Source organism: Proteus columbae, assembly GCF_002777965.1.
GTDB classification, from domain to species: domain Bacteria; phylum Pseudomonadota; class Gammaproteobacteria; order Enterobacterales; family Enterobacteriaceae; genus Proteus; species Proteus columbae.
Map to the genome: position 1 here is coordinate 82,722 of NZ_NGVR01000026.1, position 21,158 is coordinate 103,879.

Annotated in this window: 18 protein-coding genes; 10 read left to right on the forward strand and 8 right to left on the reverse strand. The window is 39.2% G+C overall.

The window, feature by feature from the left end; all coding sequences use genetic code 11:
• Positions 1-47 precede the first annotated feature (47 nt).
• Complete coding sequence (locus CBE70_RS13800) at positions 48-1,742, reverse strand: hypothetical protein (RefSeq protein ID WP_100159785.1); 1,695 nt, start codon at positions 1,740-1,742, stop codon at positions 48-50.
• Between the two features lie 237 nt (positions 1,743-1,979).
• Here CBE70_RS13800 and CBE70_RS13805 point away from each other — a divergent pair, with 237 nt between their 5' ends.
• The 3 genes from CBE70_RS13805 to zinT are packed head-to-tail and all read left to right on the forward strand — an operon-like array spanning position 1,980 to position 3,016.
• Positions 1,980-2,228 (forward strand): type B 50S ribosomal protein L31, encoded by a 249-nt coding sequence (locus CBE70_RS13805; protein WP_023583603.1) that lies wholly within the window; start codon positions 1,980-1,982, stop codon positions 2,226-2,228.
• A gap of 10 nt (positions 2,229-2,238) precedes the next feature.
• The gene (ykgO, locus tag CBE70_RS13810; protein WP_006535739.1) at positions 2,239-2,364 is read left to right on the forward strand and encodes a type B 50S ribosomal protein L36; all 126 of its coding nucleotides are present in this window, start codon (positions 2,239-2,241) and stop codon (positions 2,362-2,364) included.
• Between the two features lie 4 nt (positions 2,365-2,368).
• Entirely contained in the window at positions 2,369-3,016 is a 648-nt protein-coding gene (zinT, locus tag CBE70_RS13815; protein ID WP_100159786.1) for a metal-binding protein ZinT, read from the forward strand.
• 149 nt (positions 3,017-3,165) lie between these two features.
• Here zinT and CBE70_RS13820 read toward each other — a convergent pair whose 3' ends face one another.
• Positions 3,166-4,614 carry an NAD-dependent succinate-semialdehyde dehydrogenase gene (locus CBE70_RS13820; protein WP_100159787.1) on the reverse strand — a complete coding sequence of 483 codons (1,449 nt, stop codon included), beginning with the start codon at positions 4,612-4,614 and terminating at the stop codon, positions 3,166-3,168.
• A gap of 275 nt (positions 4,615-4,889) precedes the next feature.
• Here CBE70_RS13820 and CBE70_RS13825 point away from each other — a divergent pair, with 275 nt between their 5' ends.
• Positions 4,890-5,510, forward strand: a complete 621-nt coding sequence (locus CBE70_RS13825) for a peptidylprolyl isomerase (RefSeq protein WP_072064571.1) — start codon at positions 4,890-4,892, stop codon at positions 5,508-5,510.
• A gap of 142 nt (positions 5,511-5,652) precedes the next feature.
• Entirely contained in the window at positions 5,653-6,393 is a 741-nt protein-coding gene (gene cysQ, locus CBE70_RS13830) for a 3'(2'),5'-bisphosphate nucleotidase CysQ (RefSeq protein WP_100159803.1), read from the forward strand.
• 53 nt (positions 6,394-6,446) lie between these two features.
• Here cysQ and CBE70_RS13835 read toward each other — a convergent pair whose 3' ends face one another.
• Complete coding sequence (locus CBE70_RS13835) at positions 6,447-7,007, reverse strand: YtfJ family protein (RefSeq protein WP_100159788.1); 561 nt, start codon at positions 7,005-7,007, stop codon at positions 6,447-6,449.
• Positions 7,008-7,290: 283 nt separating this feature from the next.
• On the opposite strand from CBE70_RS13835, the gene CBE70_RS13840 reads away from it, so the two are divergent.
• On the forward strand, positions 7,291-7,497 hold the full coding sequence (locus CBE70_RS13840) for a DUF1107 domain-containing protein (protein ID WP_100159789.1): 207 nt from the start codon (positions 7,291-7,293) through the stop codon (positions 7,495-7,497).
• Positions 7,498-7,576: 79 nt separating this feature from the next.
• On the opposite strand, the gene CBE70_RS13845 is transcribed toward CBE70_RS13840, so the two are convergent.
• Positions 7,577-8,959 carry a hemolysin family protein gene (locus CBE70_RS13845; protein ID WP_100159790.1) on the reverse strand — a complete coding sequence of 461 codons (1,383 nt, stop codon included), beginning with the start codon at positions 8,957-8,959 and terminating at the stop codon, positions 7,577-7,579.
• Between the two features lie 150 nt (positions 8,960-9,109).
• Entirely contained in the window at positions 9,110-9,736 is a 627-nt protein-coding gene (gene msrA / locus CBE70_RS13850) for a peptide-methionine (S)-S-oxide reductase MsrA (protein WP_198585721.1), read from the reverse strand.
• Between the two features lie 138 nt (positions 9,737-9,874).
• Here msrA and tamA point away from each other — a divergent pair, with 138 nt between their 5' ends.
• From tamA to CBE70_RS13865, 3 genes are read left to right on the forward strand one after another with little or no spacing between them, the layout of a single operon-like run.
• A complete protein-coding gene (gene tamA / locus CBE70_RS13855) occupies positions 9,875-11,617 on the forward strand; it encodes an autotransporter assembly complex protein TamA (protein ID WP_100159792.1) in 1,743 nt (580 codons plus the stop codon).
• On the forward strand, positions 11,614-15,441 hold the full coding sequence (gene tamB / locus CBE70_RS13860) for an autotransporter assembly complex protein TamB (protein ID WP_408634017.1): 3,828 nt from the start codon (positions 11,614-11,616) through the stop codon (positions 15,439-15,441). The genes tamA and tamB overlap by 4 nt, the downstream gene beginning before the upstream one ends.
• 5 nt (positions 15,442-15,446) lie before the next feature.
• Complete coding sequence (locus tag CBE70_RS13865; RefSeq protein WP_023583593.1) at positions 15,447-15,794, forward strand: gamma-glutamylcyclotransferase family protein; 348 nt, start codon at positions 15,447-15,449, stop codon at positions 15,792-15,794.
• Between the two features lie 90 nt (positions 15,795-15,884).
• On the opposite strand, the gene CBE70_RS13870 is transcribed toward CBE70_RS13865, so the two are convergent.
• The 3 genes from CBE70_RS13870 to fbp form a co-directional block, all read right to left on the reverse strand.
• On the reverse strand, positions 15,885-17,513 hold the full coding sequence (locus CBE70_RS13870) for a sulfatase family protein (RefSeq protein WP_100159793.1): 1,629 nt from the start codon (positions 17,511-17,513) through the stop codon (positions 15,885-15,887).
• A 324-nt stretch (positions 17,514-17,837) separates the two neighbouring features.
• Positions 17,838-18,365 (reverse strand): inorganic diphosphatase, encoded by a 528-nt coding sequence (gene ppa / locus CBE70_RS13875; RefSeq protein ID WP_100159794.1) that lies wholly within the window; start codon positions 18,363-18,365, stop codon positions 17,838-17,840.
• A gap of 198 nt (positions 18,366-18,563) precedes the next feature.
• Complete coding sequence (fbp, locus tag CBE70_RS13880) at positions 18,564-19,571, reverse strand: class 1 fructose-bisphosphatase (RefSeq protein WP_023583589.1); 1,008 nt, start codon at positions 19,569-19,571, stop codon at positions 18,564-18,566.
• A 164-nt stretch (positions 19,572-19,735) separates the two neighbouring features.
• On the opposite strand from fbp, the gene mpl reads away from it, so the two are divergent.
• Positions 19,736-21,115 (forward strand): UDP-N-acetylmuramate:L-alanyl-gamma-D-glutamyl-meso-diaminopimelate ligase, encoded by a 1,380-nt coding sequence (gene mpl, locus CBE70_RS13885; protein ID WP_100159795.1) that lies wholly within the window; start codon positions 19,736-19,738, stop codon positions 21,113-21,115.
• Positions 21,116-21,158 lie beyond the last annotated feature (43 nt).

Below are 21,158 nucleotides of genomic sequence, written 5' to 3' on the forward strand. Positions count from 1 at the left end.
AACCTGCTCCCTGAATTCTTTTCAGAATTATCTATTCGCTCTAACCGTTAATGTTCTTTATTTCCTTGATGGTTAACTAAAAATAGTTTCATACGTTGATACACATTTTTATCAGTTTCTATGGTTAAAGCCTGCGTTAACTCACCATAAAGATCATAAGGCAATAATGTGTCAGACCATGTTGAAAGAACATTCAGCGCCATATTTCTATCACGCAATGTCGGACTGCGTAATTGCCTTTTGATAAGTGACCAGCCGATACCAGGAAAACCACCAAGATCTTGCATAATATATTCAACGGCATGATGAGGCTGATATTCAGAGTAGGTAGTTATTAATGGATCATCTGTGCTATCTAATGCTGTTAATTCAATTTGTTGTTCTGCAAGTTTAACTACTCTTTCTATTTTGTGAGAAGCATCCGTTTGCATTAACTGGTGCCACCAATCCGCATTAGGATTATCTTTTTGTAGTGAAAAGAGTAATTCCCAAATATCAAGGCGAAGAGATTTAGCGACAAGGCTTGCTTGGTAATTTTTTGAGCGAGAAGGATTTTGTAATGCTTCGATAATGAGTGTCGACCATTCTGGTTTTTGAATAATATTTTGCGAAGCAGAGATAATTTGTTGTTGGCAATGATCGTTCCAACCAAGAGACTCGAGTAATAACCAATCTTCACCACTATTTTGTACAAAGTCGGCGATTTCACAGACGCAATAAAGGAGCTTTAATTCTTTTGGTGGCAAAGTATCGACTTGTGAAATAAAAGCATTGCACGCTTGGGTGCCCTCTACATAATCATAGATATCTTTTGCAGGGCCTCCATTAAGCAGAGCGCGCAAAAGATCACTACAACCAAGCAGTAACTCATTATCTAAAGGATGCGTATTCAACATCTCTAATAATGCCCCTTTTGTGACACAATCATAGGCCACATATTCTGTCATCACATTATTTTTATATCCTTCAGTCAGCAGCCAATAGCGATTATTAATAGACAGTGTTGAAGGTAGATGTTCGATAAATTGGATACGTCCCCAGCCTTTAGTTCGTTGACCAAGGGAAGATAAAAAAGGCTCAAATTCTTCACAAGAAAGACGCTGTTTTAGCGAACCAATAGCATAAAGTGTAAATTCAGGATGAAGGGCAAACAATAAAAGTAAACGTTGAGAAGTACTATCGTTAAACGATCCTAATAGTCCTAAGGCGATTTTGATAGGATTTTTATCAGGGCTTAACTTCAAGATCCATAAGATGAGTTGAAAATAGATCTCATGATTAATCAGTGTTTCATCTTGTTCTATTTTATCTATCAGATGTGAAAGATAGGTAATAGGTGCGAGTTTATCTTGGCGAGTCATTGAATAAAAAGAATCGACATGCTCTTTATCAGGCAAAAGAACAACATGCTTTATTGCATGATAGAGTGACAATGCAAATTCTTCACATGCTTTTTGAGAAGGCTGTTGTTCAATCGCTCGACCTATTCGTTGGTGCAAAATAATACCTTCACGAGCGCCTGCTGACCAACTAAAAGGTATTGAATCATCATCAGATTTTATTTTTAGGTGGGAGTCTGATAATAGATTTAATTCATCAGGTAAAGGCGTGTCACCTATTTCATAAGGTGCTAATTGTGAAAGAATTGAAGGAACAGAAGAAGGACAAACGTTAGGAAAGTCTATTGTGAGGTCGATAGACAGAGGTGACTTACTGAAAAGCTTATCGCGCCAATTAGTCATAATAAATCCTATTTGTTTTGCCGTCTTAGTATAACTTTAGCGGAAAATAGGAAAGCTGGACAAAAAAAAGCCAGAAAATCCACTTATATCACTTAAAAACCCCCTACCTAAAACATACTTCTCTTCTTGAGATAAAAAACAAATCAAAAAAAACTGGTCAATAAAATTAAAAAGCGGTACATTAGCGCAATTCTAAATTTGTTATATTATAACATTACAAATAAATCGGGATTTATTATGAAACTAGGTATCCACCCTCAATATCGAACAGTGATTTTCCATGACACTAGTGCAGATGCTTATTTTAAAGTGGGTTCAACCATCCAAACAGAAAAGACAATAGAGTATGAAGGGCAAACATACCCTTATGTGACATTAGATGTCTCTTCTCAATCACACCCATTTTATACCGGTAAGCAAAAGACACATTCTCAAGAAGGTAATGTGGCACGCTTTAATAAACGTTTTGGTCAATTTATTAAGTAAGGAAGAAACAATGCAGGTATTAAGTTCATTGAAAAGCGCTAAACAACGCCACCCTGATTGCAAAGTGGTGCGTCGCCGTGGTCGTCTTTATGTAATTTGTAAGTCAAATCCGCGTTTTAAAGCAGTTCAGGGGTAAGATTATGCAAAAGCCAGTTCTTTCTTGTGTTTTAATCATGGGGTTATTGGGGAGTGCAATGTCTGTTTTAGCGCATAGCCACCATCATGAAAAAGTGCAAACACAAGCACAACGCGATGCTGCTAACGGAATTTTTGAGGACAAGGATGTTCTCAATCGCCAGCTTAGTGATTGGGATGGCGTATGGCAATCTGTAGAGCCTTATCTTCTTAGTGGCGAGCTAGATGAGGTCTTACAAAAGAAAGCAGAAACGAAAAAAGATAAAACGGTTGAAGAGTACCGCGCTTACTATGCACAGGGCTATAAAACTGATGTGGATATGATTGGTATTGAAAACAATATTATTGAATTCCATAGAGGCGAGAACGTAGATAGCTGTGAATATCACTATGATGGTTATCGTATTTTACATTATGAGTCTGGTAAAAAAGGAGTACGTTATCTTTTCCGCTGTGATGATGCTAAAAGCCAAGCACCTAAATTTATTCAATTTAGCGACCATATTATTGCACCAGAGAAAGCAGGGCACTTCCATTTATATATGGGCAATACATCGCAAGATGAATTACTTAAAGAGTTAAGTAATTGGCCAACTTACTATCCTTATTCTATGAAGGCCGATGATATTGTTCATGAAATGCTTTATCACTAAGGCGATATGACAAGAATAATGAGCTGACATTTTATACCCTTGATAAATATCGAGGGTATTTTTATATAGAGAAAAGAGAATCAAAGATAAAATTCAGTCGCATCCTTGCTTACTGACTTTTTATCTCATATTACTTAAACAGTGATTATTTATAGCCCTTGGCAGAGGTATTTCATTTCCATATAGTCTTCAATACCGTGTTCAGAGCCTTCTCGCCCTAAACCTGATTGTTTAATGCCACCAAATGGCGCAACTTCATTAGAAATTAAACCCGTATTAATGCCCACCATGCCGTATTCTAAATTTTCAGCGACACGCCAAATACGCTGTGGGTTTTCACTATAAAAATAAGCCGCTAAACCATAAATGGTATTATTGGCTAAATGCACCACTTCATCTTCATTTTCAAACATCACTAAAGGTGCCACAGGGCCAAAGATCTCTTCTTCAAGAATATGACTATCTGCGGGAACATTGCCCACAACAGTAGGCTGGAAGAAGTTCTCACCCGCTTTATCACTTTTTCCACCACAAAGCAGTGTAGCGCCACGTTTTAGTGTGTCAGCGAGTAAAGATTGTGATTTTTCAACGGCTTTGCGATTAATAAGAGGCCCAATAGTGACACCTTCTTCAAAACCGTTACCCACTTTGAGTTTTTTAACAGCGGCAACAAAACGTTCACTAAATTGTTGATAAACATCTTTATGAACATAGAATCGGTTAGCACAAACACAGGTTTGCCCTGCATTGCGAAATTTTGCCCCCATAGCCCCTTCAACAGCTTTATCAATATCGGCATCGTTAAACACGATAAACGGCGCATTACCACCCAATTCTAAAGAGACTTTTTTTACGCTATCAGAACATTGGCGCATTAATAAACGTCCAACGCCTGTTGAGCCCGTAAAACTTAATTTGCGAACACGGTTATCAGAGGTAAAGACTTCGCCAATTTTAATGGCATCACCAGTCACAATATTAATGACACCCGCAGGAATACCGGCTTGAGCTGCTAATTCTGCTAAAGCTAATGCGGTGTAAGGTGTTTCATTGGCAGGTTTAATCACCATAGTACAACCTGCGGCTAATGCAGGAGCAGCTTTGCGGGTGATCATCGCTGCGGGAAAGTTCCACGGTGTAATAGCAGCACAAACACCAATACCTTGTTTAATCACCATTAAGCGTTTATCAGCAGAAGGTGAGGGAATAATTTCACCGTTGGTTCTTTTGCCCTGCTCCGCAAACCATTCAATAAAAGAAGCGGCATACGCAATTTCACCTTCTGCCTCAGCAACAGGCTTGCCTTGCTCAAAGGTCATTAACTCGGCGAGTTTTCTTTTATTTTCCGTGATTAATCTAAACCAATTTTGCAATAATGTTCCGCGCTGATGTGCTGTAAGTGCGCGCCATTTTGGTAAGGCTTTTTGTGCAGCATCAACAGCCATTATTGCTTCTTGTGTTGCCATATTGGGCACAGTGCCAAGTAGAGCACCTGTGGCAGGATCGATAACATCAACAGTTTCGTTGTTTTTAGCATTACACCAAAGACCATCAATATAGCCTTGTTCGCGGAAATAGGGATTTGTCGTTATCTTCACTTAATACCTCTCTGAACATCTCTGTATATTGATATTTAGCTCTGGATTAACAGGGCTAGGCAGTTATATGCCTACGTATAAGTATATGCTTGTGTTGTGATGTTGTGAAAATAAGTATGACAAATCCCAATAGATACGTGTTGAAAACACGATAAAAAAGGTTAATTGCATACGTTTTTAATGAATAATCCTCATTACTCAAGACTGAAGGTTTACGCTGTACCTTACCACTGTTATTCTTGGAGCTAACTTTCATAAAAAAACAGGTATTTTTCATGTCAAAACCATCATTTGATTCTATTGAATCACAGGCAAGTTACGGTATTGGTCTGCAAGTCGGTCAACAACTGACTGAGTCAGGTCTTCAAGGATTAGAGCCCGCAGCACTGTTAGCTGGCTTGACCGATGCATTAGAAGGTAATGCGCCTTCTGTACCTGTTGAAACATTACACAATGCCTTACGTACTATGCACGAGCGTGCTGAAGCTGTGCGTCAAGAACGCCAAGCAGAGCTGGCTGATGCGGGTAAAGTTTTCTTAGAAGAAAATGTGAAAAATGAAGGCGTTCAAGTTACAGAATCAGGTTTACAGTACAAAGTCCTGACTGCGGGCGAAGGTACAATTCCTGCACGTACTGATCATGTTCGTGTTCACTACACGGGTCGTTTAATTGATGGTACTGTGTTTGATAGCTCAGTTCAGCGCGGTCAACCTGCTGAATTCCCAGTAAATGGCGTTATCGCAGGCTGGATTGAAGCATTAACATTAATGCCAGTAGGTTCAAAATGGGAATTATATATTCCTTACCAATTAGCTTATGGCGAACGTGGAGCAGGTGCGGCTATTCCTCCATTCGCAACATTAGTATTTGAAGTAGAATTATTAGAAATTTTATAATTTCTAATTCTGCGGTAAATCAGAGTAAAAAATAGCCGGTTTTTGCCGGCTATTTTTGTCTCTGGACTAAAATAAAGAGACAGTAGGGTAATTAATTTTTATAAGAGAAGTTATCTGCTTATAGAAATAAGAGAGGTGCATGATGTTAGAACAAGTCAGCAAATTAGCCCGCCAAGCAGGTATGGCGATAATGCAAATCTACCAGCAATCAGAACCTATCCAAGTACAGGAAAAAAGTGATCATTCACCTGTTACAGAGGCTGATTTGGCCGCTCACCAAATTATCAAACAAGGACTTGCTTCTATTGCCCCAGATATACCTCAATTATCTGAAGAAGATCCACCTGAATGGGAAGTTCGTCGCCATTGGGATCGCTATTGGTTGATTGATCCTTTAGATGGAACTAAAGAATTTATCAGTAAAAATGGTGAATTTACGGTAAATATTGCCTTAATTGAAAAAGGTATTCCCGTTTTAGGGGTTGTCTATGCACCGGTTCAAAATGTGTTATATGCAGCGGCAAATAAGCAGGCGTGGAAAGAAGTGTGCGGACAACGATTGCCTATCCATGCAAGTCGTGCAGAGCCGCCAGTGATAGTAATTAGCCGTTCTCATCAAGATGAAGAATTAAAAGAATATCTCTCACAACTTGGTGCTCATCAAACCGTCGCTGTTGGTTCATCTTTGAAGTTTTGTTTAGTTGCTGAAGGTAAAGCACAGCTTTATCCTCGCTTTGGACCTACGCATACATGGGATACCGCAGCAGGCCATGCTATTGCGATTGCAGCAGGCGCACATGTTACGGATTGGAAAGGGGTAACGTTAGATTATTCCCCAAAAGAGTCGTTGATAAATCCAGGATTTAGAGTGTCTATCTTTTAGAGCCATTTTATAAAATCGGAGCCCTTTGTTTAACAAGGGCTCTGACACAGAAATTATTCTTTAATTAAATCGTTGATAAGATTGATTGCAGTCGTAATCTCCGCACCACTTAATACACCTTCTTTGACGAAACGGACTTTGCCTTGTTTATCTAAAACAACAATAGCGGAACTCTCTTTTTCTAATCCCCAGCCTTTTAATGCTGCACCATCGGCATCAACAATAAACTGTGACCAAGGAAATTCTTTTTTACTGTCTTCAACACTGCCACGAACAAATGGGCCTGTACCAAATACTGCATCATCAGTATTAATAATCGTTGTAGTTTGATAACTTGTATGTGGAAATTTCGCCAGTTTTACGGCTTCAATAAACGGCGCATTCATCTCCTTAGCCTTGCTACGTCCTGCTATATGCTGAACAGTACGTACTTTTCCACTGAGCAGACCACTATTCCAATTTTGGTAGCTAAACTTATCTTTGGTTGTGTCATAAAGTAGCTCACCTTTGTCATTGATTGTGATAGCGGGAAGTACTGTATTTTCAGTGATGTTATGTGCAAATGCCCATGAGGATGTGCTGAGTAAAAGAGCAGCTAAGGTTATTTTGTGCATAGCCATTGTCCTATTATTGAAATCGACGTTAGATTCTATCTAAGCATAGAAGCTGGTGAAGAATAATACCTCATCACTGATACATTTATTTAACATTGAGTGGGTAAAATAACGCACACGCTATCTTTATTTATATTCTTTACTGTCAATAAATGTAAAAACAGATAAGAAAATCAAATAAGTTGAACCTAGTACTTATAATTAGGTCTTTAAATTTGATATATAAAGATAAGTCTTTATGACTTATTAAACTCAACAACGAGCATGGGAGACTAACTGAAAGATGAAAATCTTCAATCGCTATAACCCTGAAAAAATTGCTCTCTACGTTAAGACATTATTTCGTGGACGGTTTTACATCAAAGGAATGGGTGCATTTGAATTCGATTATGGCAAAATACTACTGCCTAAAATAAAAGATAAGCTTCATTTTAATGTGATGAGTGAAGTAAACCAGCAGGTGGTTTTACTGAAAGCAGAACTGGGCTAACTTTTATCTGATAGATAACTGAGTCTTTCTCTCTGAAGCATTAGATAAGACTCAGTTATTAATTTCGATTTGTTACTAATTAATCAGTAACTTTATTCTCATCTTTTTTGATTTCGACTTCTGTTGTGGTCGTCTGTGTCACAGGAACATGCTCTTGTAAAACAGGCTTAACAGGTGGAATATCATCAACCTTTGTCACAAGTAATTGATCAATTTTATAATTATCAATATCGACAACTTCAAATTTATAACCTGAGAACTTCACATAGTCAGTACGCTTTGGAATTTTACGTAAGCGATACATCATAAAGCCAGCAATGGTTTCGTAGTTACTTGAATCTGGGAAATCGTCGATATCAAGGACACGCATCACATCATCAATTGGCGTACCGCCTTCAACTAACCATGAATGCTCATCACGGCTGACAATTTGCTCTTCTTGCCCCGGTCCAATTAAATCTCCCATTAATGTTGTCATTACGTCATTTAACGTAATCACACCCATTACCATGGCGTATTCATTAAGGATGATGGCAAAATCTTCACCAGATGTTTTAAAGCTTTCCAACATATCTGAAAGCGTTAATGTATCAGGAATAATCAGCGCTTTACGGATATGAACACCTTCATTGAGATTTAGGCTTTGTCCGTTAATAACGCGATTAAGAAGCTCTTTAGAATCAACATAACCAATAATATGGTCAATATCCCCTTCACAAACTAAAAATTTAGAGTGAGGCTGGGTAGCAATTTTTTCTTTGATATCGCTTTCAGTTTCTTCACGATCAAAATAGACCACATCTTCTCGTGGTGTCATTGCGGATGGTACAGTACGAGATTCTAATTCAAAGACATTCTCAATCAACTCATGCTCTTGTTTACGTAAAACCCCAGCAACAGCACCCGCTTCTACAATGGCAAAAATATCATCAGAAGTAATATCTTCATTTCTGACCATTGGGATTTTAAATAATTTAAAGATGAGATCTGCCATACCATTAAATAACCATACCAGAGGGCGAAAGAAGGCAAGGCAAAAACGCATTGGGTTCACAATTCTTAATGCGATAGCTTCTGGTTTTATCATACCAATGCGTTTTGGTGTGAGGTCAGCCAGTAAAATAAACATGGATGTGACAATAATAAAGGAACAAATAGATCCTAACTGTTGCGCTAAGGGCTCTTCAAAAAATTGGAGGTAAAAGTTTTTTAACGAAGGAGAGAATGCTGATTCACCAACAATACCCGCTAAGATAGCGACAGCATTTAATCCAATTTGTACGACGGTAAAAAACATGCCCGGCATTTCTTGCATTTTTAATACACGGGCGGCGTTGATATTGCCCTCATCAACAAGTTGTTTGAGCTTAATTCGACGAGAAGCAGCAAGAGAGATTTCAGACAGCGAAAAAAAGGCGCTGATAGCACAAAGCAAAAGCACAATGAGTAAACTATTAAGCATATAAGGCTCACACCACCCCAAGTATTTAATCCAAAGGGTAATACTGGAGTGTTAAAAATAGAAGATAAATCAATATATTGTGATGAAATTATTCACAAAGAGAGATAAGAGGGCGTAATTATATCATCGCCCTGCTATTTTCTGCTAGTTTTACTTTTCAGGAGGATAGCAGATACCTATCCCGCCTAATCCACAATAACCTTGTGGATTTTTGTATAAATATTGCTGGTGGTAATCTTCAGCAAAATAAAAAGGACCGGCTGGCTGAATTTCAGTGGTGATTGCTTCAGTAGCACCTTGAGTATTCATCGCTTGTTGATAACGTTTTTTGGACTCAATAGCTTGTGTATATTGCTCTGCATTAACAGTGTAAATAGCAGAACGATATTGGCTACCAATATCGTTACCTTGACGCATACCTTGTGATGGATTGTGGTTTTCCCAAAAAAGAGCCAAAAGTTGTGAATAGCTAATCACTGAGGGATCAAAAACAATTCTCACCACTTCACTATGACCCGTTAAACCTTGGCAAACTTGTTGGTAGGTTGGATTTTCTGTTACACCACCGCTATAGCCTGCACTTGTTGAGTAAACGCCCTGTTGTTGCCAAAACAGACGTTCAACTCCCCAAAAACAGCCCATCGCAAAGTAAGCGATACTCATCTTTTCAGGAATATCATTAATAGAATGCCCATTTACTGCATGATTAGCAGATATTTCTAATGGTATCGAAGTACCCCTTAAGGCATTCTCTGGTTGGTACGCTTTATGTTGCAAGGTAGACTCCAATTTTTATATTTGTAAACGCTTTACTATGGTAAAGGCTTAATATTGTTATAAACTAAATCTACAATAAAGCTTAAAACAGTTTGTCGTCAATTTATCACATGGATTAAATCATATTGAGGAGAAAACGTGCCGAGATACTCCGTTATCTACGTTCTCTGTCTGTCTTTTATCGCGCCTGTTGCCTATGGGGCAAATTTGCGTTTAAAAGTAGAAGGTTTAGAAGGGCAGCTCGAAAAGAATGCACGAGTCCAGCTATCAAACATTACAACAGAAGAAGTTGCACCTGACGGGCGTTTTCGTGCGCGTGTTGAAAAGGCAATTCAAGAAGGACTTCGCCCTTTAGGTTATTATCAACCCACAGTGACATTTTCTTATGAAGAAAATACACCGCCTGCACGATCTGTATTAACCGCTAAAGTTGAACCGGGTATTCCTATTTTACTGAAAGGAGTCGATGTGGTTCTCGAAGGTGGCGCTAAAACAGATAGCCAATATGCGAAAGTCATTAAAGAGAATACGCCTCCTCTTGATAGTGTTTTAAACCATGCAGACTATGAGAAACTCAAAGGTTCATTAACTGGGCTTGCAATTCGTCGTGGCTATTTTGATGCGGAAATGCAAAAAAGCCAGTTGGGCGTTTCTTTAGATAATCATGCCTCATATTGGGATTTTGTTTTCGATAGTGGAGAACGCTATCGTTTTGGGAAAGTGAATTATACGGGATCTCAAATCCGTGAAGACTACCTACAAAATATCGTTCCTTTTAAAGAGGGACAATATTACGCCTCAGAAGATCTGGCTGAATTTAATCGTCGTTTAGCTGCAACAGGGTGGTTTAACTCTGCGGTTGTGACTCCTGATATTGCTAAAGCGCGTGCTGATGACAGTCACTTGTTACCTATGAGTGCAGTTGTAACACCTCGCTCTCGTAACTATGTTGAGCTTGGTGGCGGCTATGCGACTGATGTTGGTCCTCGTCTTAATATGCAGTGGGATAAGCCTTGGATGAACTCGCGAGGCCATAGCTTAACCTCTAATATCAGTGTTTCTCAGCCTGAACAATCTATTGGTGCCAATTATAAAATTCCACTGAAGGTCAATCCATTAGAGCAGTACTATGGTGTTCAGGGTGGTTTTAAACGTACCGATTTAAATGACACCCGCTCTGATACCACAACGCTAAATGTGTCTCGTAACTGGGATATGTCGACAGGCTGGCAATACAGTGTGAATACACGTTGGAGTCTCAGCCACTTTACCCAAGGTGAAGTTACCAATACAACCATGTTGCTTTATCCCGGGGTAACGGCCAGCCGTGTACGCCAACGGGGCGGTATGATGCCTTCTTGGGGTGATAGCCAACGTTACACTTTAGATTACTCCAATAAAATATGGGGATCTGATGTCGAGTTTGCCGCATTCCAAGCACAACATGTTTGGATACGCACACCATGGGATGGACATCGCTTTGTGGTAAGAGGCAATTTTGGTTGGATTGAAACTAACGCGTTTGAGCAAGTGCCGCCTGAATTACGTTTCTTTGCTGGTGGTGATAGAAGTGTTCGTGGTTTTAAATACCAAAGTATCTCACCAGAAGATGGAAAAGGTAATTTAACGGGGGCATCAAGAATGCTAGTAGGATCGTTAGAATATCAATATAACATTACGGGTAATTGGTGGAGTGCTGTCTTTATTGATAGTGGTGAAGCCGTTAATGATTTTACGCGCAGTGATTTTAAAACAGGTGCAGGTGCAGGTGTTCGTTGGGCATCACCAGTTGGTCCTATTAAATTTGATTTAGCATTACCTGTGAGCGACGTTGATAAACGTAGACTCCAGTTTTATATCGGGTTAGGAGCAGAGTTATGATAAAAAAGTGGTTGAAATGGATTGCGCTAACACTCCTTATCATTATTTTGCTTACATTCGGTACTGTTGCTTGGATTTTGGGAACACAATCAGGTTTGCATTTCGCTATTAATAGCGCAGCTCGTTGGGTTCCTGGCTTAGTTATCAAAGATGTTAATGGTGGCTGGCAAGATCTACGTTTAACGGGTGTTGAATATCAAATGCCCGGAGTTGACGTGAACGTGGGTGAATTATCATTAGGATTACGTTTAGCGTGCCTGACTGATAAACAAGTTTGTGTCGATACATTAGGTACACGAGATGTTGTTGTTAATGTTGATACTAGTGCTTTCCCCCCTTCTGAAGAAACACCTCCTTCAGAGCCTTTAACAGAGCTTAATGCACCATTACCTATCTATTTAAATTCACTTTCATTAGAAAATACGCATGTGAAGATTGACGATATGGCGATCTCACTTGGTGAATTTAAAACAGGTGCACAGTGGGAAGGTCGTCAAGTTACATTAAATCCAACACTCATTAATGATTTGCTGGTGGCATTACCAAAGACACCAGAAGAAGGAAGTGTTGAAGCAACGGCTCAAGATATAAAAGAAGTCGCAACTGCAAAACCTCAAACTGAGCCGACAACACAAGAAGAAAAAGAACAAGCTTTAGCTGAGACAATTAAAGCGATTTTTGCTAAACCTCTGTTAGCTGATTTACCCGAAATTATTATTCCTGTTGATATCAATATTGAAGGAATTGAAGGTAAGCAATTACAGATTAGCGGCGACGCACCTGTTACGATTAACCAATTATCGTTTGAAGCAAAAACTCAAGGTAAGCAGGTTAATCTCACTAAATTAAATGTTGATACACCAGAAGGTGAAATTAATTTAAATGGGGGAATTACCCTAGATAAGCAGTGGCCTGTTAATTTAGATGTGAATGCGACTATTCGTGATGTTGCAGGGTTTGAAGATTTTAAAGATCAAAAAGCGACACTTTCTTTACAAGGCGCATTACTTGAAGAGCTTAAATTAGCACTCTCTTTAACAGGAACGGTTACAGCAACTTTAGATGCTCAAGCTGAACTGGCAAAACCACACCTTCCATTAAAATTGACACTTGAAAGTCAGAAAGTTCGTTGGCCATTAACGGGTGATGTGCAGTATCAACTTAGTGATACTCGATTACGCTTGAATGGTCAGACAGATAACTATGATCTCTCATTACGCTCCGATATTGAAGGTCAAGAGATCCCGCCGGCAAAATTAATGCTGGATGCAAAAGGGAATGAAGAGAAAATAGAACTGACGCGTTTACGTTTAGCTGCTTTGCAAGGTCATGCCGATATTACGGGTGTTGCTGATTGGAGTAAGGCAATTAGCTGGAATGCATTGCTTACTATTTCGGGAATTAATACGGCAAAACAGTACCCTGATATGCCGGCGAAATTAGATGGACGCATTGCAACAACAGGTAGTCTATATGGCGGAAGTTGGCAATTACGTGTTCCTGAAATTACCTTAGACGGCAATATCAAAAACAATCTTATCAAAGCGAGAGGTAATGCTTATGGTAATGATTCTGGCCAATGGAATATCCCTCAGTTAAAACTTATTCTGGGTAAGAATAACCTCGATATTGAAGGGCATTTAGGTGATAAATGGGCATTAGATGCCAATATTAATGCACCAGGATTAAATGGTTTAGTGCCTGGATTAGCTGGAGTCATTAAAGGTAAGGTTAATATTCGTGGTGATATTAATACGCCTAAGATTATCGCTGATATCAATGCTCATGGTATTAAATGGCAAGATCAAGTCAGTGTTGAATCCATCACTATTAAAGGTGATGTTCAATCGGACAAAGAAATTGGTGGCAAGTTAGCGATTACTGCTCGTCAGCTAAAACAAGCTGATTTAGTTATTCGTAATTTAACGCTGGATGTTGCAGGTACAGAAAAACAGCATAAACTAACGTTAAAAATGGAAGGTGAGCCTGTTTCTGGTGGACTGACATTAGCGGGTTCATTCGATAAAGAAAAACAGCAATGGAAAGGAACGCTAAATAATACGGCATTTGATACTCCTGTGGGTGAATGGCGTTTAAATAAAGCCATGGCGTTGAATTTGTTGGCGGAAAAGCAAGAAGTCACCATTGGTTCTCATTGTTGGATAAACCCAAATGCACAAGTTTGTGTTCCTAAAGCGATAACGGTGGGTGAAAGTGGATCTGCGGCAATTACATTGACACGTTTTGATCTGGCCATGATCAAACCTTTCTTACCACCAGAGACTTCTGTTCGTGGTGTATTTACTGGCGATGCGACGGCAACTTGGAATTCAAAAGGGGGATTACCGAAAGCATCTGTTAATCTTAAAGGGCAAGGTGTTGCGGTAAAACAGAATATTGAAGGAACAATATTACCTGTTGATTTCGATGCCATTACCTTAAATGCGGGTGTGAATAAGGGTAAAGCAACATTACAATGGCTGATTAGCATTGCAGGTAACGGTGATTTTAAAGGTAATGTACAGGTTGCGGATCTTGAGAAAAAACGTCAACTATCAGGTACGGTGGATATCGATAATCTGACATTAGATTTAATCAAACCGTTCTTAGGTAAAGGTGAAATTGCTCAAGGTCGTGTCGGTGCGCAATTACGTTTAGGTGGAAATGCTCAATCTCCACTGTTATTTGGTCAATTTGGTATTAACCAATTAAAAGTGGTTGGACATTGGATCCCGTTTGATATTACGAAAGGGAACGTTGATGTTCAATTCAATGGTGCGACGTCTGATTTAAGCGGTAGAATCGAAACCCCTGAAGGTTACTTAAATCTCACCGGTAATGCCGATTGGCGTAAGTTAGATTCATGGCACGCAGTAGTAGCAGCAAATGGCAACAAGTTACGTGTTGCATTACCTCCGATGGTACGTATCGATGTTAATCCTGATTTAGTGTTTGAGGCTCGCCCACATTTGCTGAAACTAGATGGACGCATTGATATTCCTTGGGCACGTATCGTTGTTCAAGACTTACCAGAATCTGCGGTATCGGCTTCTTCTGATGAAGTGATGTTGGATAAAAACTTACAGCCAATTGCACCAAAAGAGACATCGATTCCAATTCAAAGTAATTTAGCGATTAATATTGGCAATGATGTGACACTGGACGCATTTGGGCTTAAAGCTAGATTGACGGGAGCACTCAAAGTCAATCAGAATAAACAAGGACTAGGTTTAAATGGCCAAATAGATATTCCAAAAGGTGAATTCAAAGCTTATGGGCAAGATCTGCAAGTCCGTAAGGGGCAAATCTTGTTCTCAGGGCCAGTCGATCAACCTTACTTAAATATTGAAGCTATTCGTAATCCTGAAAATACGGCAAATAATGTAATTGCGGGTGTCAGGGTGACAGGGCTTGCAGATAAACCTAAAGTTGAAATTTTCTCTGAACCTGCGTTTACACAGCAAGAAGCGTTATCCTACTTGCTAAGAGGTGAAGGGTTAGATAAAAGTGGTGATGCGGATTCATCACAAATGACGGCAATGCTGATAGGATTGGGTGTTGGTCAAAGTGGTCAGCTTGTAGGGCGCATTGGTGAAACCTTTGGTGTTTCGGATTTAGCGCTTGATACGCAAGGTGTGGGGGATAACTCACAAGTTGTGGTCAGCGGTAAGATCACAAACGATCTACAAGTGAAGTATGGAGTGGGTATATTTGATTCGCTAGCGACGTTAACCTTACGTTATCGCTTGATGCCCAGGTTGTATTTACAAGCAGTGTCTGGTATGAATCAGGCAATAGATCTGCTTTATCAATTTGAGTTTTAAATTATATGCGAATTATTGTTTATGGTAGTTTACGGCAAAACCAAGGTAACCATCACTGGATGACCTATGCACAGCTTTTGGGTGAGCATAAATTAGTGGGATATAAACTCTATGATCTAGGGTTTTACCCCGCGGTTATTGAAGGTGAAGGTGAAATAGAGTGCGAAGTCTATCGGATAACGCCTTCTATCTTGACAGAGCTTGATGAGTTGAAAAAGAACGATCAAGATTACAAGCGTCAACTGATTTCAACACCTTATGGTAGTGCTTGGATCTATCTTTATCAAAAGCCTGTTGATGGTTTACGTGAAATAAAATGTGGTGACTGGCTAAAACGTCACGAAGAAGAGTAATAGGTTAAATAATTGACCTTTTACAGACAGAAGTTTGAAAACGGCTCGATAGTAATATCGAGCCGTTTTTATATGAGAAATAACTAATGTTTATTTTTCACAAACATAAGAGAGACGCGCTTCTTTATAGAGATCCAGTCGCATTCGTCTTGCTTTTTCTATTTCACTTTCAGCCAATAATGGTCTAATTTTTTTCTGATAAATTTGGATACTGGTTTCACCAGTATGGTGTTGATATCCTACTGCATGGCTACGCCATTTTTTATTAATAATCACTTCTTGAACATAAAAAGGATCCGAATTGTTTCGGATCTCATTGTCTAATTTGAGCCGTAACTCTTTTTTTATTTGTTGATAATCAGGATGGTGACTGAGGTTTTGGGTTTCGCCACGGTCATTGACCATATCGTAGAGTTCTTCTTCTTCATCTTCTTTGTAAATAATATATTTAAAGTTCTCTGTTCTTAACATTCTTGCTGGTTGAACATCGACATTTCGGTCAGTATTCCAGTGGCAAATAACACTCTCTCTCCATTCGTTTACTTTCTCTCCTGTTAATAATGGGTATAAAGAGCGACCATAAATATTTTTAGGGTAGTCAATTCCAATATAATCACAGAGAGTCGGTAATAAATCACAAAGGGATGTTAATTCATTCTTTAAAGCACCAGATTGAATACCCGGCCCTGAAAATGCAAAAGGCACGTTTGTCGATTCTTCATAAAACCAGTTCATTTTTGCAACTAGTCGGTGTGCTCCCATTGCATCACCATGGTCAGAGAAGAAGACAACGAGCGTATCTTCCCAATACCCACTCTTTTTTAATGCGTTGATAACTTGCCCAATATAACTGTCTACCAATTCAGTAAAGTAGTAATAGGCTTTGAGATATTGCTGGAAGTTTTTCTCATTCCATTTTCCGGATTGCATAACCCTATTATGTGTACAGCAAGCATATTGAATTGCTTTAGGTCTATTTTTAAGGTCATCAGCGGTGTCAAAGTTATCAAGTAACGGTGGCAACTGCCCGATGTTTTCGATGTCACCATGTTCACCTGCAAAGTTTCCTGTCCATCCATTTATATTGTGAGGATTGTTAAATTCAACGGCTAATAAAAACGGTTTTTTCTCCTCTCTTTTGGGGAGTGCATTGATATATTTCAGACTCTCTTCTAAACAATACACATCTTCTTTTGTATCATAATCGACTGGAAAAGCAGGGTGAGCATTAAATTCTTTTTCTATTTGAGGTGCACAATCAAATCCTTCTAATGAGCCATAATCATGCTGTTTTCCAAAATGTTTACACTCATATCCTGCTTGTGAAAATAACGTTCCTAATGTGGACATTGTTTCTGGTATGTTTGGGCTGTCATTGGAAATAATGCCGGTTTGGTGTGGTAATTTTCCAGTCCAAAAACAAGCTCTTGAGGGAGCACATAAGGGATAAGCACAATAAGCATTATGGAAACTTGTGCCTGTATTTAAAATCGAGTCGATAACGGGCGTTTTTACCTCTTTATTGCCATAAGCAGAGATACCCCGTTTTGCTAATTGGTCCGCTGTAATAATTAAGATGTTCTTCGGATTTTTAGGTGTATTTAATGTGGTTATACACTCTTTTGTTGATGGGGATAACGCTGACAATGGTGAAACCAATGATAGCCCCGTAGCACCCACGGCAGCACCTTTTAACAAATCTCGACGTGTTATAGACATTTTAACCTCTCTTATTCATTAGATATGGCAATAACATAGATTAAAAAATCTTCAATTTCTTTTGTCTCGATCACACGAAAGTAATAGAAAGATACTTTAAAAGTATTCGAAAGTTTATATTTGTGATGTAGAGAGAATAGTTTATTTATGATGAATAAAAGAGAACATAAAAGTGAAAACAAGTAGGGAAGGAAGATCTCAATCTATAGGATTTAAAGATACCCTTTTGATATAAAATGAGTGGTTAAAAGGCAGAGAAATAAAAGGCAAATAAACCCAATGTAGGGTGTTATTTACCTTGTAATAGCTTGATTAACTCAAGAATTATTTTTTAGCGCGTTCGAAAGAAGATAGAATTTCGGCTTTAGCCACTTCTACGCCTTCCCAACCGTCAACTTTAACCCATTTGCCCGCTTCTAAATCTTTGTAATGTTCAAAGAAGTGTTTGATCTGTGCTTTTAACAGTTCAGGCAGATCGTTCACATCTTTAATGTGATCGTATTCTTTGCTCAGTTTAGTATGTGGAACTGCAACCAGTTTCGCATCTTCACCTGATTCGTCAGTCATTTTCAGTACGCCAACAGGACGGCAACGAATAACTGAACCTGGTTGTAATGGATATGGAGTTGGAACCAGAACGTCTACTGGGTCACCATCTAAAGATAACGTGTTGTTGATGTAACCGTAGTTGCATGGGTAGAACATTGCAGTTGACATAAAACGGTCAACGAACAGTGCGCCACTTTCTTTATCAACTTCGTATTTGATAGGATCAGCGTTTGCAGGGATTTCAATAACAACATAGATATCTTCTGGTAGTTCTTTACCAGCAGGAACATGATTCAGGCTCATAAAAAATTTCCTATAAAAAAATTAATTTTACGTGGCCTTTAGTATAGCGAAAAGTTTTTAACAATACCCGTTTTTTGCCGAACATGTTGCGTTCTGCCGTAAAAATAAGCAGCAAATAAAAGAAAGAGCTATTTTCAAAGATGAAAAAACCGGACGAATAAGAAGTCCGGTTTATCTATGTTAGGCTAAACGAATGGATTATTCTTCGTCTGGATATTGCGCCATAAAGCTTTCAGCTTGTTCAACCATCGATTTAGTCCCTACAAAGAAAGGCATACGTTGGTGAAGCTCTTTTGGTTCGATATCAAGAATACGCTCTTTACCGTTACTTGCTTTACCGCCAGCTTGTTCGGCTAAGAACGCCATTGGATTGCATTCATAGAGTAAACGTAATTTACCAGTAGGGTGGCTTGCAGTACTTGGGTAAATATAGATACCGCCCTTCAGTAAGTTGCGGTGAAAATCAGCAACTAAAGAACCAATATAACGTGTGGTATAAGGGCGATTTGTTGCTGCATCTTGTTCTTGGCAATACTTAATGTATTTTTTTACACCTAATGGGAATTTGATGTAGTTACCTTCGTTGATTGAGTACATATTTCCTGTTGGTGGGAAATGTACGCTTTCATGAGATAAACAGAATACACCTAAAGATGGATCGTAAGTAAAGGCATGAACACCACAACCTGTTGTATAAACTAACATGGTTGATGAGCCATAAACGACATAGCCTGCGGCTACTTGACGATGACCTGGTTGTAAGAAGTCATCTAAAGTGACAGATTGACCAATAGGCGTAATACGGTGGTAAATAGAGAAAATTGTTCCGACGGAAACGTTTACATCAATATTCGACGAACCGTCTAAAGGATCCATTAGTACAACATACTTAGCATTTTCAGCACGATCACCTTCAAAGATAACAATATCATCTTCTTCTTCTGATCCGATACCCGCAACTTCACCACGCGCTTTTAATGCAGCTTTTAGTTTCTCATTCGCGTAAAGATCCAGTTTCATCTGGGCTTCACCTTGAACATTAGAAACACCGTTAGTACCAAGAATATCGACTAACCCTGCTTTGTTAATATCGCGGTGGATAATTTTAGCCCCAAGCTTAATTGCTGAAAGTAATGCAGTAAGTTCACCAGTTGCATGGGGAAAATCTTGTTGTTTCTCGACGATAAATTCGCCTAATGTTTTCATGACGCAGGTCCTGAATGTGAGTGGGTAAAGTAAAAAAGGAGGAAAAACTCCTTGGTGGTGGCAAGTTTAGCCAAAGAATCGGATGATTCAAAGGTTAATCCGTTTCTTATCTGCTTTTTGATCGTTAGAATAGTGACCAACTTCATGCTATTGGACAGAAATTCATGCACATTCATATTCTTGGTATTTGTGGCACCTTTATGGGAAGTCTTGCCATTCTCGCTAGAGCGAAGGGACATAAAGTCACAGGCTCAGACGCTAATGTCTATCCACCCATGAGTACTTTATTAGAAAATCAGGGAATCGAACTGATTGAGGGATATGACCCAAAACAATTAGAACCTGCCCCTGACATGGTGATTATTGGTAATGCGATGACACGAGGAAATCCTTGTGTTGAAGCTGTACTTGAAAAAGGTTTGCCTTATACCTCAGGCCCTCAGTGGCTACATGATTATATTTTACCTGAACGTTGGGTGTTAGCCGTTGCGGGAACCCATGGTAAAACAACAACAGCAGGTATGCTGGCTTGGGTTTTAGAAGATTGTGGCTATAAACCCGGTTTTTTAATTGGCGGTGTACCGGGTAATTTCCAAGTATCTGCACAGTTAGGTGAAAGCCCCTTCTTTGTGATTGAAGCCGATGAATATGACAGTGCTTTCTTCGATAAGCGTTCTAAATTTGTTCATTATTCTCCACGCACACTGATTTTAAATAACCTTGAATTCGATCACGCAGATATTTTTGATGATTTAGCGGCAATTCAAAAACAATTTCATCATTTAGTTCGTATCGTCCCAGGCACAGGAAAAATCATCATGCCTGATAACGATATGAATTTAAAACAGACCATTGGAATGGGATGTTGGAGTGAACAAGAATTCACGGGTGAAACTGGAGATTGGCAGACGAAAAAACTCAGTAATGACAGTAGTCATTTTGAGGTATTCCACAAAGGCGAACGCGTCGGAGAGGTGTGTTGGGGACTTTCTGGTGAACACAACATGCAAAATGGCTTAATGGCGATTGTTGCAGCGCACCATGTTGGTGTTTTACCTGCGGATGCTTGTGAAGCATTAGATAAGTTTATTAACGCGCGTCGTCGCTTAGAGCTACGTGGTGAGGTTAATCAAGTCAGTGTTTATGATGACTTTGCACATCATCCCACAGCGATTTTGGCAACGCTTGAAGCGTTACGTAGTAAAGTCGGTGGAACTGCTCGTATTATTGCCGTGTTAGAGCCTCGTTCAAATACCATGAAAATGGGAATTAGCAAGGATGATATCGCACCTGCATTAGGTCGTGCTGATGAAGTCTTCTTATTCCAGCCAGCTAATATTCAATGGCTAGTGAGTGATATTGCAGAGCATTGTGTACAACCAGCTCGCTGGAGTACAGATCTGGATACACTAGTCGATATGATTGCGAAAGAAGCTCAAGCGGGTGATCATATTTTGATTATGAGTAATGGTGGTTTTGGTGGTATTCATGAAAAGCTGCTCGCAAAATTAGCACAGCCTAAAGATCTTGATAGTCAGTATTAAAAATAAATAAGCCACTGAAAATTCAGTGGCTTATTTTTTTGAA

What these genes read in the sequence shown, in the direction of transcription:
- CBE70_RS13865 (WP_023583593.1), top strand. Translation starts at nt 15,447, where the DNA reads ATGCGAATTATTGTTTATGGTAGTTTACGGCAAAACCAAGGTAACCAT.
- mpl (WP_100159795.1), top strand. Translation starts at nt 19,736, where the DNA reads ATGCACATTCATATTCTTGGTATTTGTGGCACCTTTATGGGAAGTCTT.
- tamB (WP_408634017.1), top strand. Translation starts at nt 11,614, where the DNA reads ATGATAAAAAAGTGGTTGAAATGGATTGCGCTAACACTCCTTATCATT.
- ppa (WP_100159794.1), bottom strand. Translation starts at nt 18,365, where the DNA reads ATGAGCCTGAATCATGTTCCTGCTGGTAAAGAACTACCAGAAGATATC.
- CBE70_RS13845 (WP_100159790.1), bottom strand. Translation starts at nt 8,959, where the DNA reads ATGCTTAATAGTTTACTCATTGTGCTTTTGCTTTGTGCTATCAGCGCC.
- CBE70_RS13805 (WP_023583603.1), top strand. Translation starts at nt 1,980, where the DNA reads ATGAAACTAGGTATCCACCCTCAATATCGAACAGTGATTTTCCATGAC.
- cysQ (WP_100159803.1), top strand. Translation starts at nt 5,653, where the DNA reads ATGTTAGAACAAGTCAGCAAATTAGCCCGCCAAGCAGGTATGGCGATA.
- zinT (WP_100159786.1), top strand. Translation starts at nt 2,369, where the DNA reads ATGCAAAAGCCAGTTCTTTCTTGTGTTTTAATCATGGGGTTATTGGGG.
- CBE70_RS13835 (WP_100159788.1), bottom strand. Translation starts at nt 7,007, where the DNA reads ATGCACAAAATAACCTTAGCTGCTCTTTTACTCAGCACATCCTCATGG.
- CBE70_RS13870 (WP_100159793.1), bottom strand. Translation starts at nt 17,513, where the DNA reads ATGTCTATAACACGTCGAGATTTGTTAAAAGGTGCTGCCGTGGGTGCT.
- ykgO (WP_006535739.1), top strand. Translation starts at nt 2,239, where the DNA reads ATGCAGGTATTAAGTTCATTGAAAAGCGCTAAACAACGCCACCCTGAT.
- CBE70_RS13840 (WP_100159789.1), top strand. Translation starts at nt 7,291, where the DNA reads ATGAAAATCTTCAATCGCTATAACCCTGAAAAAATTGCTCTCTACGTT.
- CBE70_RS13800 (WP_100159785.1), bottom strand. Translation starts at nt 1,742, where the DNA reads ATGACTAATTGGCGCGATAAGCTTTTCAGTAAGTCACCTCTGTCTATC.
- CBE70_RS13825 (WP_072064571.1), top strand. Translation starts at nt 4,890, where the DNA reads ATGTCAAAACCATCATTTGATTCTATTGAATCACAGGCAAGTTACGGT.
- fbp (WP_023583589.1), bottom strand. Translation starts at nt 19,571, where the DNA reads ATGAAAACATTAGGCGAATTTATCGTCGAGAAACAACAAGATTTTCCC.